General features: G+C 70.0%; 16 protein-coding genes. 5 read left to right on the forward strand and 11 right to left on the reverse strand.

Annotated elements, in window-relative coordinates:
• The first annotated feature begins 14 nt into the window (after window positions 1-14).
• Window positions 15-788, forward strand: coding sequence for a hypothetical protein (locus K883_RS06800; protein WP_036454104.1), 774 nt, complete (start codon window positions 15-17; stop codon window positions 786-788).
• Here the strand turns inward: K883_RS06800 and K883_RS06805 are convergent.
• The 3 genes from K883_RS06805 to K883_RS06815 all read right to left on the reverse strand — a co-directional run bounded on the left by K883_RS06805 (window position 776) and on the right by K883_RS06815 (window position 2,525).
• Window positions 776-1,447 carry a GAP family protein gene (locus K883_RS06805; RefSeq protein WP_036454106.1) on the reverse strand — a complete coding sequence of 224 codons (672 nt, stop codon included), beginning with the start codon at window positions 1,445-1,447 and terminating at the stop codon, window positions 776-778. The two genes, K883_RS06800 and K883_RS06805, sit on opposite strands and share 13 nt — an antisense overlap.
• 67 nt (window positions 1,448-1,514) lie before the next feature.
• Complete coding sequence (locus K883_RS06810; RefSeq protein WP_036454108.1) at window positions 1,515-2,189, reverse strand: GAP family protein; 675 nt, start codon at window positions 2,187-2,189, stop codon at window positions 1,515-1,517.
• Between the two features lie 30 nt (window positions 2,190-2,219).
• Window positions 2,220-2,525 (reverse strand): hypothetical protein, encoded by a 306-nt coding sequence (locus K883_RS06815; protein ID WP_036454109.1) that lies wholly within the window; start codon window positions 2,523-2,525, stop codon window positions 2,220-2,222.
• 72 nt (window positions 2,526-2,597) lie between these two features.
• Between K883_RS06815 and K883_RS06820 the strand changes: the two genes are divergently transcribed.
• The gene (locus K883_RS06820; RefSeq protein ID WP_036454111.1) at window positions 2,598-4,133 is read left to right on the forward strand and encodes a glycosyltransferase family 39 protein; all 1,536 of its coding nucleotides are present in this window, start codon (window positions 2,598-2,600) and stop codon (window positions 4,131-4,133) included.
• A 3-nt stretch (window positions 4,134-4,136) separates the two neighbouring features.
• Here the strand turns inward: K883_RS06820 and K883_RS06825 are convergent, their stop codons facing one another.
• Window positions 4,137-4,964, reverse strand: a complete 828-nt coding sequence (locus K883_RS06825; protein WP_009956078.1) for a glycoside hydrolase family 16 protein — start codon at window positions 4,962-4,964, stop codon at window positions 4,137-4,139.
• Window positions 4,965-5,080: 116 nt separating this feature from the next.
• The gene (locus K883_RS06830) at window positions 5,081-6,100 is read right to left on the reverse strand and encodes an NADP-dependent oxidoreductase (protein ID WP_008261621.1); all 1,020 of its coding nucleotides are present in this window, start codon (window positions 6,098-6,100) and stop codon (window positions 5,081-5,083) included.
• Between the two features lie 57 nt (window positions 6,101-6,157).
• Here K883_RS06830 and K883_RS06835 point away from each other — a divergent pair, with 57 nt between their 5' ends.
• Window positions 6,158-6,817, forward strand: a complete 660-nt coding sequence (locus tag K883_RS06835) for a DUF3060 domain-containing protein (protein WP_008261624.1) — start codon at window positions 6,158-6,160, stop codon at window positions 6,815-6,817.
• A 14-nt stretch (window positions 6,818-6,831) separates the two neighbouring features.
• On the opposite strand, the gene K883_RS06840 is transcribed toward K883_RS06835, so the two are convergent.
• The 4 genes from K883_RS06840 to K883_RS06855 all read right to left on the reverse strand — a co-directional run bounded on the left by K883_RS06840 (window position 6,832) and on the right by K883_RS06855 (window position 12,181).
• Window positions 6,832-7,218, reverse strand: coding sequence for a hypothetical protein (locus K883_RS06840; RefSeq protein ID WP_008261626.1), 387 nt, complete (start codon window positions 7,216-7,218; stop codon window positions 6,832-6,834).
• 66 nt (window positions 7,219-7,284) lie between these two features.
• Window positions 7,285-8,676, reverse strand: a complete 1,392-nt coding sequence (locus tag K883_RS06845; protein ID WP_008261628.1) for a DUF7159 family protein — start codon at window positions 8,674-8,676, stop codon at window positions 7,285-7,287.
• Between the two features lie 132 nt (window positions 8,677-8,808).
• Window positions 8,809-10,797 carry an Hsp70 family protein gene (locus K883_RS06850; protein WP_014385958.1) on the reverse strand — a complete coding sequence of 663 codons (1,989 nt, stop codon included), beginning with the start codon at window positions 10,795-10,797 and terminating at the stop codon, window positions 8,809-8,811.
• 154 nt (window positions 10,798-10,951) lie between these two features.
• Window positions 10,952-12,181, reverse strand: coding sequence for a hypothetical protein (locus K883_RS06855; RefSeq protein ID WP_008261630.1), 1,230 nt, complete (start codon window positions 12,179-12,181; stop codon window positions 10,952-10,954).
• Between the two features lie 38 nt (window positions 12,182-12,219).
• On the opposite strand from K883_RS06855, the gene K883_RS06860 reads away from it, so the two are divergent.
• A complete protein-coding gene (locus K883_RS06860; protein ID WP_008261631.1) occupies window positions 12,220-12,852 on the forward strand; it encodes a TetR/AcrR family transcriptional regulator in 633 nt (210 codons plus the stop codon).
• Window positions 12,853-12,957: 105 nt separating this feature from the next.
• A complete protein-coding gene (locus tag K883_RS06865) occupies window positions 12,958-13,434 on the forward strand; it encodes a nuclear transport factor 2 family protein (RefSeq protein WP_170320616.1) in 477 nt (158 codons plus the stop codon).
• Window positions 13,435-13,438: 4 nt separating this feature from the next.
• On the opposite strand, the gene K883_RS06870 is transcribed toward K883_RS06865, so the two are convergent.
• Both K883_RS06870 and K883_RS06875 read right to left on the reverse strand, forming a co-directional pair.
• Entirely contained in the window at window positions 13,439-14,098 is a 660-nt protein-coding gene (locus tag K883_RS06870) for a L,D-transpeptidase family protein (RefSeq protein ID WP_008261633.1), read from the reverse strand.
• Between the two features lie 98 nt (window positions 14,099-14,196).
• Window positions 14,197-14,841, reverse strand: a complete 645-nt coding sequence (locus tag K883_RS06875; RefSeq protein ID WP_036429544.1) for a phosphatase PAP2 family protein — start codon at window positions 14,839-14,841, stop codon at window positions 14,197-14,199.
• Between the last annotated feature and the right edge of the window lie 63 nt (window positions 14,842-14,904).

Here is a 14,904-nt window from a genome sequence, read left to right on the forward strand (position 1 = left end):
TCGTCCGGAAAGACATGGACGCACAGGGCTATTGCACGAGGTGGCGGGAGAACGCCGAACGCCGCGGCGTGCCCCCGCACGCGGTCGCCGAGATCAGCCGGCGCCACGACATCACGCGCGCCAGCTTCGTGGTCCTCGCGAGGATGCAAGAGATCAAGGACCCGGCCGGCCAATCCTTCTTCCTGCTGCCGCCCAGCGTCCGCGGGGGCGACGCCCGCGCGGCGGCGCTGATGACCTACATCCTGAACGCCGGCACCGACTACGGCGCGGCGGGCAAGCGACCCACCGACTTCCCGGCCACCCCCCACTGCGCCGCCGAGGTGACCCGAATCCGCTTGCGACAGCAGGCAAACGGCTGGAGCTACACCCGCGACGTCCCGTTCGTGCACCGCAACGGGGGGCGCCTGGTCACCACCCCCAACGGCATGCTGATGGGGTTGGGCGGCAACTGGATCCAGCGGCTGTTCAGCCAGCGGGGCGGCACCACGTGGGGCGACATCTTCATGGTGAACCTGGGCCGGCTCGGCGACCCGGCAGAGCAGCTGCGCCGGGTCGTCGCCTCCGGGCACACCTGGTGCCTTGACGGGCACGGCGCGCCGCGCTGCACCCGGCTGGACCTGGACCGGGTGCTGCACCACGAAGAGCGGCACGCGCAGCAATGGGCGGCCCGCGGCTATCTGGGCATGCTCACCGGCTACGGTCGGGAGTTGTTCCGCGAGTTGGCCTTTGGGGCGACCAACAGGCTCGAAGCCGACGCCGGCCTGGCCGACGGCGGCTACAGGGCGTGAATCCCGTGGTAGAGCACCATCGCGCCGATCACCACCAAGACGGCCGCGAGCAGGGCGGCGTTGTTGCTGTCCATCCAGTCCTTGAGGCGCGCCAGCGTGTCGTCGAGGCGGCTGCCGGCGGCCACGTAGGCCAGGATCGGGATCGCGACGCTCGACGCCGCGATGGCGACGAAGAACGCGGCGGCCGCCCAGTCGCCGGCGACGCCGAGCCCGCTGGTGCCGATCCCCAATCCGGCCGGGACGCAGATGAGCGCCACGTCCGGGCGCACCAGGGCCAGCACCGCGCCCGTGATCCCGGCGCGCGCCGGGGTGATGTTGGCGAACGAGCGCATCCACGCCGGCGACTCGGATTGGTCGTTTCGGCGGAGCCACCGGAAGACGCCGAACGCGATCAGCGCCGCGCCCAGCACCACGCGCAGCCACGACGACCACCGCGGCGGCGCCTTGTCCAAGCCGCCGAGCAGCCCGGAGGCCGCGACGGCCAGCGCCGTCAGCGCGGAGAGGCTGAGCAGCCAACCGCCCAGGAACGCCAGGCTGCTCGGCCGCGGCCGCGGCGCCTGCAGCACCAGCACCGCCGGGATGACCGTGAGCGGCGACAGCGAGATGACCAGTCCGAGCGGAACGAGCCCGGTCAGCACCGTGCCCCAGCTTCCTGCCATGGGCGGCATCCTCCCATTGCCGCGGGCGAAGTGACGCGCAAACGCGCCGGAGTCGGCCGAACGCGGGTCAGGCGAGCGCGCGAATCCCGTTGTAGAGCACGATCAACCCGATCAGGAACAGGATCACGGCCAGCATCGCGTCGTGGTTGGCCTCCATCCAGGCCTTGAGACGTTCCAGCGTTCCCTCGAAGCGGTCACCCGAGCCGGCATAGGCCAGGATCGGGATGGCCACCGTCGACGCGGCGACGACGACGAAGATCGCGGCCGCGACCAACTCGCCGCCGGCGCTCAGGCTGCTGTTCCCGACGGCCAAACCCGCCGCCGCGCACAGGATGAGCACCTCGGGCCGCAGCGGCACCAGGACCGCCCCCACCACCCCGGCGCGCGCCGGGGAGAGCGTGGAAAACGACCGCATCCACCGCGGCATGCTGCGGTTGCGGTGCCGGGTGAACCAGTGGAACGCCGCCAGCGCGAGGAGCGCCACCCCGAAGACCAGGCGCACCCAGGACGCCCATTTCGGCGGGGTCGCATGGAAGCCGCTGAGCGCCTCCGAGCCGGCGACGAACGCCGCCGTGAAGGCGACCAGCCCCACCAGCCAGCCGCCGAGGAAGGCGAGACTGGCCGGGCGCGGCCGGGGCGCGTGCAGCACGAGCACCGCGGGGATGACCGTGATCGGCGACAGCGCGATGACGGCCGCCAGCGCGACGAGCTTGCTCAGGACCGAGGCCCAACTTGCGTCCACGGGCAGCAATCATCGCATTGCGCGGTGCGGTCAGGCTTTGCGGCGCAGCGTCCAGGCCGGCACCCAGTGCGTCACGGTCTTGCGCCGGGATCCGTAGGCGACGGGGTAGGTCACCAGCCCCCACCAGTCGCCCTGCTCGCACAGGGCCCAGCAGCTCAGCCGGCCCTCGACGACCTTGTGCAGCTGCAGGCCGTTGGGCTGATAGCGCCCCGACCGGTGCGGCTCGCGCGGGAACAGCACCGTCAGGTCGACCAGGACGGCGATCGGCGGGCGGACCGCGCGAAACGGGTCACGAACCGGTTGCCCGTTGTACCCGATCGGTGCGAGCCGTCCCATTGATCGATCATACGTTCGAATCAAGGGCCCCGGTCGGCCGATCGCCCCGGGCCGTTCTGGCACCATAGGCGTGTGTTCAGCCCCGGCGTGCTCGGCAGCCGCCGGCCTGCCGTGGCGGCCGCGCTGGACCCGTTGCTCGTCGCGGCGCTGGCCGTCGCGGTGAGCATGGCCGGGGCAGCCCGGCCCTCCTTCTGGTACGACGAGGCCGCGACCATCTCGGCCTCCTACAGCCGTTCGCTGGCCCAGATGTGGCACATGCTGGGCAATGTCGATGCCGTCCACGGGCTGTACTACCTGCTCATGCACGGCTGGTTTCAGGTCTTTCCGGCCACCGAGTTCTGGTCCCGCGCGCCCAGCGGCCTGGCGGCGGGGGCCTCGGCGGCCGGCGTCGTGGCGCTGGGCAAGCAGTTCTCGTCGCGGACCGTCGCGATCGCGTCCGGCGTGTTCTGCGCGATCCTGCCCCGCACCACGTGGGCGGGCATCGAGGCGCGGCCCTATGCCCTGTCGATGATGGCCGCGGTGTGGCTGACCGTCCTGCTCGTCCACGCCGCGCGCCGCGACACCCGGCGGTTGTGGCTGGGTTACGGTGTCGCGCTGGCCCTCTCGATCGTGCTCGACGCGTATATCGCGCTGCTGCTGGGGGCGTACGTCGTCTTCGTCGTCGTCTTCCACCGCGGCCGAACCGTGTTGGCGCGCTTCGCCATTGCCTCGGCCGTGGCGGTGGGTGCGGTGTTGCCGCTCCTGTTGACGGTCGCCGGCCAGGCGCACCAGATCAGCTGGGTCGCCCCGATCGGTCACCGCACCATCGAAGACGTGGTGATGCAACAGTATTTCGAGCGAAGCCCCCCGTTCGCCATCCTGGCGGCGCTGCTGATGTGTGCGGCTATTGTGTTGTGGCTCAGCGGGTCCGCGCGGCTGACGCCGTCGGAGCGGCAGCTGTTGGTGCTCGCGGCGGGATGGCTGGCCATTCCCACCGCCGCGATCCTGACCTACTCGGTGCTGGTGCACTCGATCTACACGCCGCGCTACCTGTCGTTCACCGCGCCCGCGATGGCGCTGATCCTGGGGGTCTGCGGCGGCGCGGTGGCCGCCAGGCCCTGGGTCACCGCGGCGCTGGTCGGCCTGTTCGCCGTGGCGGCGGCGCCGAATTATGTTCGGGCGCAGCGCAACCCGTACGCCAAATACGGGATGGACTACAGCCAGGTGGCCGACCTGATCACCGCGCGGGCCGCGCCGGGCGATTGCCTGCTGGTGAACGACACGGTGACGTTCATGCCGGCCCCCATGCGCCCGTTGCTGGCGGCGCGCCCGGACGCCTATCGCAAGCTGGTCGACCTGACGCTGTGGCAGCGCGCGACCGACCGCAACGACGTCTTCGACACCAACCTCATCCCCGAGGTCGTCGCCAAGCCGTTGAGCCACTGCGGCGTGGTCTGGATCATCACCCAGGCCGACCCGTCACAGCCGGCGCACGAGCGGGGCGCCGCGCTGCCGCCGGGCCCCCGCTACGGGCCGACCCCGGCGTTCGCGGTGCCGCACGACCTGGGCTTCCGGCTGGTCGAGCGGTGGCAGTTCAACCTGGTTCAGGTGCTCAAAGCCACGAAATGACCGCTACCAGATGCGCAGGTAGTCCACCAGCATGGACGCCGGGAAGACACCCGCGGCGGGGTCACCGGCGCCCACCCCGCCTACGGCGAGCGTGAACATCGGGGTCATCCAGTAGCCGGGGTTGTTGAACGGCCACCGGAAGTCGTCGGGCGCGCCGCCGGCGACGTGGATGGGCTTGTTGGGCACCTTGTAGTACTGCGCCCCGTCCCGGAAGAACTCGAATCCCTCTTCGCCCCAGTGCATTCGCCACGTGTGCCAGTTGCCGTCGACCAGACCGGGAATCGACCTGCCCTCCCAGGTCTTCCCGTTGGACGCCGCGTGGACCGTGGTGCCGGGGGCCCAGTCGCCGTTGCCGTACCACTCGAAGATGTCGACCTCGCCGTCGGGCAGCGGGTCCTCGTTGACACCCCAGAAGGACGGCCACAGGCCGGGGAACAAGCAGTCCAGCTTGATCCGCGCCTCCCAGGTCTGGTTGATCATGCTGCGGAAGTTGCCGCGCAGCTTGCCGCTGTAGTAGGTGTTGCTCATCAGATCGTGGGTTGCGCACAGGACGAGGTTGGAATTGCCGTCCTGGAACACGTTTTGGCGATCGTCGCGGTAGATCCCCTCCACGGGCGGGAACACGTCGTCCTGCCAGGTCTGAATCGTCCACTTGCCGGGATCGGGAGGCGAGCCGGCCGGCCCGTCGAACTCGTCGGCGAAGATGTAGGGCCCGCCGCCGGCGGCCGGCGGCGCCTGCGGCGCCGGCGGGGTGGCCCAGGCACCCGGCAAGCGCATCGCAGCCCCCAGCATGCCGAGCCCCGAGATCAACATCATGCTGCGACGATCCATCTACAAACCACCCATCGTTGAAAGCCGGCACGTCAAGCCCGGCGCGCTCTCCCCAGGCAACTCTCGCAAACGGTGTTATAACACCACGCGGTGGGGGTGCGGCGCATCCCGCGGCCTCAGCGCGCGCCGGGTTCGCTGATTTTGACCAGCGTCTTGCCGACGTTGACGCCGGTGAACAGGCCGTTGAGGGCGTCGACACACGACTCGATGCCCTCAAAGATGGTCTGCCGGTGGTGAAGTCGGCCCTCGGCCTCCCAGCCGCGCAGCGCGGCGAACGCCTCGTCGAAGCGGCCCCACTGGTCCAGCGCGTTGAAGCCCTGCATCAGCGCGGTCTTGGACAACAGGTTCACGTAGTTCGCCGGCCCCGGGTGGTCGCCGGTCAGGTAGCTGGAGATGACGCCGCACAGCACCACCCGCGCGCGGGGGGCCAGCCGGCCCAGCACGGCGTTGAGGATGGGCCCGCCCACGTTGTCGAAGTAGACGTCCACCCGTTGCGGGCAATGCTTTTTGAGCGCCGCGACGATGTCGTCGTTCTTGTAGTCGATGCACGCGTCGAACCCGAAGTCCTCCACCACCGCCCGGCATTTCTGCGGGCCGCCCGCGATGCCCACCACCCGGGCGCCGGCGATCTTGGCGATTTGCCCGGCCACCGATCCGGTGGCCCCCGCGGCCGCCGACACCACCACCGTCTCCCCGGGCTGCGGTCGGCCGATGTCGGTCATCCCGAAATAGGCGGTGGCGCCGGTCGGCCCGTACACCGACATGATCGCCAGCTGGTCGTCCTCGCCCGGGATCGGCGTGCTGAACAGGTCGTCGCGGATGATCACGTATTCCTGAAACCCGGTCAGCGTCGTGACGACGTCGCCGACGGCGAACGCGTCACACCGCGACGCGACCACCTCGCCGATGCCGGCCGCGCGGATGACCTCACCCAGCTGCACCGGCGGAAGGTAGCTGGGCTGGTCGTCGAGCCAGGTGCGGGCGGCCGCGTCGATGCCGACGTAGGTGGTGCGCAGCAGCGCCTCCCCCTCGGCGGGTTCGGGCGCGGGCGCGGTGACCATTTCCGTGTCGTCGGGCCGGACGAGCCCCGACGGGCGACGACGCAACAACACCTGGCGGTTCGGCAAATCGGGCACGATCCCCAAAACTACCGAACGGGCCGAAAACGCAGAAGCGAATGGCATATTCAATGCATGGCAGCAAACGATGACCCGGAAGAGCGGATCCGGGAACTCGAGCGCCCGCTCGCCGAGTCGGCGTGGGCCTCAGAGCAGGGCAGCTCCGCGTCCGCCGGCCAGGCCCATCCGCCGCCGACCCCGGGCGCCCCGCCACCGCCGCCGGCGTGGACCTACGGCGGCCCGGTCACCGGACCGCCGCCGCCGAGCCCCTCGGGCAACCGCGTGTGGTGGATCCTTGGCACCGTCATCGTGATCGGTGTGATCGCACTCGCGGGAGGCATCGCCGCCTTTGCCGCACACCAGATTTCCGGCGTGAAGTCATTCATCACCTCGCCGCCGAGCGTCTCGACGAGTCCCGCCCCGTCGGCCTCGCGGCGAGCAGCGCCGTCGACCTCACCCGCCCCGCCGCGCGGCGCCCGGCTCAGCGTCGCGGGCATCAACGAGAGCCGGACCATCGCGTGCAACGACAACATCGTCAGCGTCAGCGGCGTGTCCAACACGGTGACGATCACCGGGCATTGCGCCAGCCTCTCGGTCTCCGGGGTGCAAAACGCGGTCACCATCGAGGCCGCCGACGCCATCACCGCGTCGGGCTTCAACAACAAGGTGACCTACCACTCGGGCACGCCGAAGATCAGCAACTCCGGCGACTCGAACGTCGTCACCCAGGGCTGAGCCGAAAACGACTGCTACGCAGTCTCTTCGGAGTCGTCGTCGAGGACGCTGACCGCGATGCCATAGGGCAGGAACCGCACCTTGCGTTTCGGGTCGAGGTTGTCCTTGTTCGCGCGCAGGGCGTCGAGCTCGGTCGCGTAGACCTGTTCGACGCGCGCGCCGCCGCCGTCGTCCACGGTGTAGATGGCCCACACGCCCTCGCCGGCCTCGCCGGCGGTCTCGGGCGCGGGGCGGGGTCGCCGCGACATGTCCTCGAAGATCGTCGACCAGCCCGACCTGCCACCGGGAGCGGCGACGAACCTGCTGACGCGCTCGAACACGTCGCGCAGCCCTTCGCTGCCTTCGCGGATCATGCGATCGAATTCGTCCGGGTCGAATCCGAACCCACCGTGCTCGCCCATCCGACCTCCTCGCCAGCGCGTGCCGTCATTGCCAGTGTGCGCTCAACTCCGCGCGTGTGCCACGTGCTAGGGGGCCGGGGGCGGCGCCGGCGGGGTGATCGGGATCGGCACGGTGACGAACGGGAAGTGCAGGTACATGGTCACCGGCGCGGGCCTGGGCGGCGGCGGCGCGGCCGGTGGCGGCGGCGGCGGTGCGACCGGCGGGGGCGCGGGGGCAGGCGCGGCCGGCGGGGGGGCCGCCTGCTCTACCGGTTGGGGCACGTACTGCGGCGTTTGGCGGGTCGGGGCGCGACGGACGGGCGCCGGGGGCGCCGACGTGGCCGTGGTCTGCGGCGCGGGTTGCTGCGCGATCGGGGCGGGCGCGGGCGCGGGGGCGGCCACCTCGGCGGTGGGCGCGGGCGCCGGCGGGGACGTGCTCGGAGCGGGCGGCTGCGCTTGGGGCGGGGTGCTGGGCGGCGCGGCCGGCAGCTGGATGCCGGGGGTGGCAACGCTGACGCCGGCGTTGTGCCCCTCACCCGTCGGCTGATCCGCCGTCAGCGTCACCAGCACGACCCCGGCGATCACGGCGGCGATGCCGGCCAGGGCGCTGCCGGCGAGCAGCATGGCGCGGCTCCGGCGCGGAGGCCGCTGGTCTTCGTCTTCCTCGGCGTCGTCGGCCAGGGCGCTGTACGCGCGGAAACCGGTGCCCGTGCCGGCGTCGCCCCACAGGTCGAGGTGGCTCGGACCGACGGCCAAAGGGCCGAATTCCCCGGTGCCCGGGTCCAGGGCGTAGGCCAGGGCCGCGGTCGACGACGCGAACAGCGGCGCGTTCGCCGAGGCCAGCGCGGCCCCGCGGGCCAGCGCCATGTCCGGCTCCTCGGGTCCGGTCACCCGCAGCGAGGTGGCCGCCTCGATCGCGGGTTTCAGCGCAACGATGTCGGCGCCGCAGCCGACGATGAACACGCCGTCCGCCGCGGACCCGCCCGCGTCCAGACCGGCGACCATCGTCGCCAGCTCGGCGGGCGCCGCGGTGCCGGTGATCCGGCGCCGGTGCAGGTCGACGATGGAACCGTCGCCGACCTCGACCACGGCCAGCGTCGCGCTGGCGGTCTCCACGAACAGCATCGCGATGCGCTCGTAGGCCAGCGCGTCGCCGACCGTCTGCGCCAGCGCGGCCGCAGCCAGCAAGGGCGCGACCATCATCACGTCGCCGAGATCGCTGGCGTTGATGGCCGCCCGCAGGGCGGCGACGTCGGCGGGGTTCGTCCAGGTGACCCCGGTGGAGCTCAACCGGTGGCCGCCCTCGACCACTCCTTCGCGGGTGCCGCCGATCGCGTCGATCACCCGATCGACCGCATTGCCGGCGGCACCCACCTCGAACTCTTCTTGTTCGACGGTCACACCGTCGGCGTCTTGGCCTTCGATCGCTACCAGGCGGACCGTCCCGGGAGCTATCGACACCCCAAGCACGATGTCCACGTAACGCCTCCAAGGTCTTTCGAACGCCCCCCGAGCGAGGGCATGACGGGGAAACCCCATCCGAACTTGGTGACACAAACGTTACCCGCGCGCGCATGGCCGCGCAGATGGACCGCCTAAGCAGGACCGACGCTAATAACCCGGGCCCCAGTAGGGATTCTGCGAACTTCCCGGATACTGCGGATACTCATTCCCCGGATACGGCTGGTACTGCGGATACTCGTTCGACGGGTACTGCGGCGAGTACTGCGGGTACTGGGGGGTCGCCGGGGCCTGCTTCTGCGGAACCTGGATCGGTATCGGCACCGGCAGCAGCGGGACGTGGATCCACTCCGTCGTCATGGGCACCGTGGTCGTGGTGCTGGTGGTGACGGGCTCCTCACTCGTGGGCGGAGGCGGCGACGTCGTCGTGGCCGTCGGTGACGGCGGGGCCGTAGTGGTGACCGTCGGCTGCGGCGGCGCGGTCGTCGTCGGTGGTGCCGTGTGCCGCGGGGTGTAGACCGGCGCCGGCGGCGCCGTGGTCACCAAGACCGGAGGCGGTGGCGGTGCCGGCGACGGCGGGGGTTCGGGCGGCGGCGGCGCAGGACTTGGGACGGGTTGCGCGCTCGGCGGCGGGGGTGGGGGCACGGCGGTGGGCGGCGGCGGGGCGGCCGGAGCCGGCGCCGCAGGCTTGACGGACGGCGCGGGCGGCGGCGCGACCGACGGCGCCGGCGGGGCCTGACGGTTCTCGATCCCGGTCAGCGTGTAGGCCACGCCGCCGACCGCGGTCATGGCGACCACCGCGGACATCCCGATGATCAGCTGGGAGATCCGAAGGCGCCGCCAGGGCCGCCGTTCCCGGGGTGGGTCGATGACGTTGAGCCGCATCGACCAGCCGGCCGGACCGTCTTCGTCGTAGGTTTCGCCGCCGAATCGCATCCGCAGGTCGCCGGGGTCGTCGGTCTGCGACCACGCCAGTTCGCGATCCGTGAGCGCCTCGTCGTCGATCACCAGCACGTCGCCGGCGCCCAGGTCCACGACGTCGCCGGCGGCGTCGGCCGTCGCGAGCAGCCCGATCGACGTGCGGGTCCGCAGATCCAGCTCGCCCCCGCGGGAGGCCAGGATCAGCGCGCCGCAGGCCGCCGCGAAGGCCGGCTGCGACGGCGTCAGGATCGGCGTGCGCCCGTGCATCGAAAGTCGTTCGGTCACAAGCGGAATGCGTGCCCCGCCACCGACCGTGACCACCGCCGCGAGGTCCGACCAGCTCTTGCGGTAGCGCACCAGCATGTCGTCGAAGGCATAGATGAAGCCAGTCAGCCGATCCTGGATCAGCTCTTCGAGGTCGTCCTGCGTCACCGTCAGGCTGCAACTGCGCCCGCCCAGCTCGGCGACGATGTCGGTGGCCATGTCGACCGAAAGGCGTTCCTTGGCCGCGCGGCACTGTTCCCTGAGTTCGCCGAGCTGCCCGACACCGGCGGTGCTGCCGGGGTCCAGGCCGCTGCCGTGGCCCAGCTCCTCGAAGGCGCGCAGCTGCAATTCCTGGTCGATCTCGTCGCCGGACAACGCGGTGTAGCGCATTGTGGCGCTGACGAGTTCGAAGTCACCGGCAATGTTCACCAGGGTGGCTGACGTGCCGCTGCCGCCGAAGTCGAGCAGCCCGACGATGCCGTCGTCGGGCAGGCCGAGCTCGGATTTCACCGCGGTCAGCGACGCGATCGCGTCCGAGACCAGGCGGGGCGCCATTCCGCTTCGGACGAACCCCACATGCGTCCGCAGGGCGTCGCGCAGCGCCTGCACCGTGCTCGGTTTCCAGTGCGCGGGAACGGCGATGGAGATCTCCGAAGCCGCCGCATCGGCGCCGGCGGCGAGCACCATCGCGTCCAGGGCCTCCACCGTCAGCAGCTCCGGATCATGCGCGGAACCGTCGGGCGACACCAGCGCGACCGAGTCCCCGATGCGCTCGACGAAGTTTCTCATCGGCACGCCGGGTTCGGCTAGCGGCGGATTCTCTTCGGGCACACCAATTTTCGGTGCACAGTGCGGATAAAGGGTGAGCACGCAGCGGCGGTTAACCGGTGGGCTTCCATTACGCGCAGCGACCAGGTTCGTGGTCCCGATCGACAACCCAAGTGGGTCGTACATAGAGCGAAAACCTTCGTCTATAGGGGTCGGTGGCCAGCGTTAACCATAGCCTCGGACACGCCCAAAGCCGATGCTTCGCAATGTCATTGGTATCCGCTCGATGCACTTGCGTCACCGAAGCGGTACCGAAAACCCCTTGACAAGTAGCTTTTCGTTACAACACCGTCAGCGGCAGCGAACGCCTGGGCTCGAACTGGAAGGTCGATCCGCCGCTGACCCGGACCACCGAAACCTCTGGCAGTTCCTCGGTGGGCGAGTCGGTTTCAACCAGTTCGGCGGTCCAGTCGGTGGCGGTTCCGCTAAGTCGAACCTCGATGCGCGGATCCACCGCGGTGGCGATCGCCTGCAGCGGCTGCACGGATTCCGGGGAGCACAACGAGATCCAGGCACGGTCGTCGTGCGCCGGCGACGGGCGGACGTGCAGCCGGTTCGACTCCGTCTCGGCGACAACGTAGCCCGCGGGGTTCAGCAGCGGGTGCAGCTCGAGCACCCGCAGGACGCCTTCGGCCCCGCCCGGAAGCTTCAGCGCGCGGTGAATGCGTTCGGCGGCCACGCCCGCGATGCCGATCAGGCCGCGGGTGCACACGCCGAGGGATTCGTCGTCGCCGGCGGCACGCGCGGCCACCGCGATCGCGAACGACAGATACAGCAGGTGCATCTGCAGGCACACCTCGTCGGCCATCCGGACCAGCGCCGAATGCGAGAAGGCGGCGAAGTCGAAGTCGGACAGCAACGGGCCCGAGTAGTCCGCCTGCCCCTCGTCCGAGCGATCGATGGGGTCGAGTTCCCATGTCGCGGCGCGGGTTTGGCTGACGACCTCCAGGGCCGGGATGGCCTGCGCCTCGGGGTAGGACTCGTCGATGATGACGGTCCACGCGCAGTGCGGATGCCGGTCCGCCGGCGTTCGCGGCGGGCGGTGGATGGGGCGCACCTGCGCGCGCGGGTTGGTCGCGATCGCGGTGGCGTCAAAGGTCGGGTCCTCGATGGTGTGGCACATCCCGAAGACGTACTGTTCGCCCATCGGCTCCACGTCGAGCAGGGCGCCGCAGTGGTCCAGCTGGAATTCGCCGTGCCAACGGTCGTGGACGGTGTAGCGGAAATCCATGAATTGCGGTGGCGCACCGATATCGAGCTGCAGGCCCTTGAAAATCGTGGGCACGTCGTCGCCCTCGTAGTTCAGCGCTTTCTGCATGCGCCGGGTGTAGATCGGGCTGGCGCCCGCCCATTCCTCGATGGCGATCTGGACCATCTCGTCGCGGCCGAACGAGGAGATGCACCAGGCCATCCCCGACCGGTCGATCAGCTGTCCGATCAGCAGCAGTTCGGGAACCAGGACGACGAGTTCGTCGCGGGACAGTTGCGCGTATCGCGAGGGGCTGCTCACGCCCCAAAAATAGACTCGGCTATGTTATAAAGTCAACAATGTCCATCGTTGCCGGCCAGCCGCCCGGTCGCCCCGTCGGGCCCACCCGGCGTACCACCGCGCCCCGCAAGCGCGGCGATGACACCCGGGCGAAGATCATCGACGAGACGGTCCGCTGCATCGTGGAGGAGGGGTTTTCCGCCGCCACCGCCAAGCACGTGGCCGAACGCGCCGGCGTGACCTGGGGGGTAATCCAGTATCACTTCGGGGACCGCAACGGCCTGCTGATGGCGGTCGTGGACGACGGCGTGGCCCGCTTGGTGGACAGCCTGTCGTCGGCCGACGTCAGCGAGCTGCCGCTGCGGGAACGCATCGAGGTCGTCGTCGACACCGCGTGGGGCTGCTACAGCAGCCCGACGTCGATGGCCGCCTTCGAAATCCTGCGCGAGACCCGCGGCGGCGGCGACCCGTCGTCGCGGCGTCACCTGCTCGACATGAACGCCGCGATCGGCCAACTGGGGCGGTTGATCACCACCGAACCCGCGCATGCCGGTGTGGCCGAGGTCATTTGGGCCACGTTGCGCGGTGTGGTGCTGGCGCAGATGGTCACGGGCACGGCCATCGATTGGAGCCTGGAACGGCGTGCCCTCATCGACATGGTCACCGCCTACCTTGCCGACCGCGACACTTAAACTACGCACACGACACGCCGCGCAATGTGGCCGTGGTTTACGTCTCGGCGACCGGCTCTTCGATGCGAACTTGGGCTGCTCACCAGCGTGTGCTGCAATGACCTGATGACCCTCGACGATCTCGCCGATATCGAAGCGATCAAGCAAGTCAAATACCGGTATCTGCGCGCGCTGGACACCAAGCATTGGGATGACTTCGCTGACACCCTGGCCGAGGACATCAAGGCCGATTACGGGCCGTCGATCGGCAACGAGCTGCACTTCACCAACCGCGCCGAGTTGGTGCAGTACATGCGAACGTCGCTGCCCGCGAACGTCATCACCGAGCACCGGGTGACCCATCCGGACATCACCGTCACCGGCGACACCGCAACGGGCAGTTGGTATCTGCAGGACCGGGTCATGGTGTCCGACCTGAACTTCATGTTGATCGGGGCGGCCTTCTACCGCGACACCTACCGCCGCACCGAGGCCGGGTGGAAGATCAGCGGCACCGGTTACGACCGAACCTATGACGCCACAATGTCTTTGGAGGGCACGAACTTCACGCTCAAACCCGGTCGGGCCATCGCCACCGACTGAGGCGCTACTTCGTGATGGCGATGACGGCGCCGGGCCGCAGCCACTTCATGATCGACACCAGCTGAGCGTCGTCGACGGCCACGCACCCCTCGGTGGGCTTGCCGTCGGTGGTGTGGAAGAAGAACGCGGCGCCCCCGCCCGGGGTCTTGTTCTTGTTGACGCCCATCACGACCGCGTGCTTGTACTGCGAGATCTGCAGGTTCTCGCTCTCGGCCGTGTTGAACGGGCACTGGGCCTTCTGGCACACCTGCATCGAGTTGAAGGTGGCGCTGTGGTCGTCGCCGCTCCACCAGTAGTTTCCCCCGGTGATCTGGGTGTAGGGCAGCCCGGTGCCGGGATTCGGCGCGGTGCCGAAGGCGGAGTCCAGGGTGTAGACGCCCATCGGGGTGGCCGGGACGCCGCTCTTGGCCTGCGGCGCCATCCCCGCCGAACCGACGTGGGTGGGAATGCCGGAACGCAGCGACTGCCAGCCGGTGCCGGTGCGCTGGAAGACCTCCATGGTCGCGTTCGAGCCGCCGGTGCTCACCACCGAAACCACCTGTGTCGCATTGCCGACCGCGTTCGCGAACCAGGGAGCGCCGGCAGCCGCGCCGATCGGCGCGAGCACCACCGAGGCGAAAATCACGCACGCCGCAGCGCACAGTGACGTGAGCAGTCGGTGCATGCACTCCATCGTCAGACCCGCGCATCCTCGCGGTCAAGTAAAGCTTTAGCCCCGGTTAGGTCACCGCGTCGTGACCAAATGCCCACCGCCGCAGGGCTTTAGCTCGGGGGGTCGGGGGCGGAGGGACGAAAACCCCAGAGGCACACCAGGAAATACAGGTATCCCAGCGACCAGCCGGCCAGCACATCCGACGGGTAATGCACGTTCAGCGCCACCCGGGAGAGGCCGACCGCCGGCAGCGCCACCGCCACCGCGGCGACCGCGGCGCGCCGCGCCCCCACGTTCATCATCGGCAGCGCAAACGACAGCATCGCGAGCAGCCCGGCGGTCGCCTCGAGCGCATGACCGGACGGAAACGAGGTAGCGGACGCCGGGACCAGCATGGTCGGCGGCCGCGGGCGGTCGGCCAGCGCCTTGGCCGCCGCCGTCGCGAACTCGTTGCACGGCGCGCACGCCAGCACCAGCACCAGCGCGGCCCGCAGTTGGCGCATCACCAGGGCGAGCACCGTCACGGAGATCCCCAGCACGGCCAGCACGCCCGGTCCCAGCACGAACGACACCGATTCGGCGAACCGCAGCCACGACGGGTGCTTGATCGCCAGCGCCCGCGCCCCGTCCAGCAGGGACCAGTCCACGCGGTACAGCCACGCCCAGTGCTGGCGGTAGCCCACCCACATGAGCGCGTACACGGCCGCGGCCAGCGCGGCGATCCCGGCGGCCAACGGCGTCCTCGGGCGGGTCATCACCCACCGATACCAGCACGGCCGCGGCGGCGGCCGTGCGCCCGCCCCACGGAGTCGCGCCGC

The sequence above is a fragment of the Mycobacterium sp. TKK-01-0059 genome (genome assembly GCF_000709305.1).
Classification (GTDB): Bacteria; Actinomycetota; Actinomycetes; order Mycobacteriales; family Mycobacteriaceae; genus Mycobacterium; species Mycobacterium intracellulare.

Bases quoted from the DNA above. Each gene is read 5' to 3' on its own strand.
- K883_RS06800 (WP_036454104.1), top strand. From the start codon at position 15: ATGGACGCACAGGGCTATTGCACGAGGTGGCGGGAGAACGCCGAACGC.
- K883_RS06805 (WP_036454106.1), bottom strand. From the start codon at position 1,447: ATGGCAGGAAGCTGGGGCACGGTGCTGACCGGGCTCGTTCCGCTCGGA.
- K883_RS06815 (WP_036454109.1), bottom strand. From the start codon at position 2,525: ATGGGACGGCTCGCACCGATCGGGTACAACGGGCAACCGGTTCGTGAC.
- K883_RS06825 (WP_009956078.1), bottom strand. From the start codon at position 4,964: ATGGATCGTCGCAGCATGATGTTGATCTCGGGGCTCGGCATGCTGGGG.
- K883_RS06835 (WP_008261624.1), top strand. From the start codon at position 6,158: ATGGCAGCAAACGATGACCCGGAAGAGCGGATCCGGGAACTCGAGCGC.
- K883_RS06840 (WP_008261626.1), bottom strand. From the start codon at position 7,218: ATGGGCGAGCACGGTGGGTTCGGATTCGACCCGGACGAATTCGATCGC.
- K883_RS06850 (WP_014385958.1), bottom strand. From the start codon at position 10,797: ATGTACGACCCACTTGGGTTGTCGATCGGGACCACGAACCTGGTCGCT.
- K883_RS06860 (WP_008261631.1), top strand. From the start codon at position 12,220: ATGTCCATCGTTGCCGGCCAGCCGCCCGGTCGCCCCGTCGGGCCCACC.
- K883_RS06865 (WP_170320616.1), top strand. From the start codon at position 12,958: ATGACCCTCGACGATCTCGCCGATATCGAAGCGATCAAGCAAGTCAAA.
- K883_RS06870 (WP_008261633.1), bottom strand. From the start codon at position 14,098: ATGCACCGACTGCTCACGTCACTGTGCGCTGCGGCGTGCGTGATTTTC.
- K883_RS06875 (WP_036429544.1), bottom strand. From the start codon at position 14,841: ATGACCCGCCCGAGGACGCCGTTGGCCGCCGGGATCGCCGCGCTGGCC.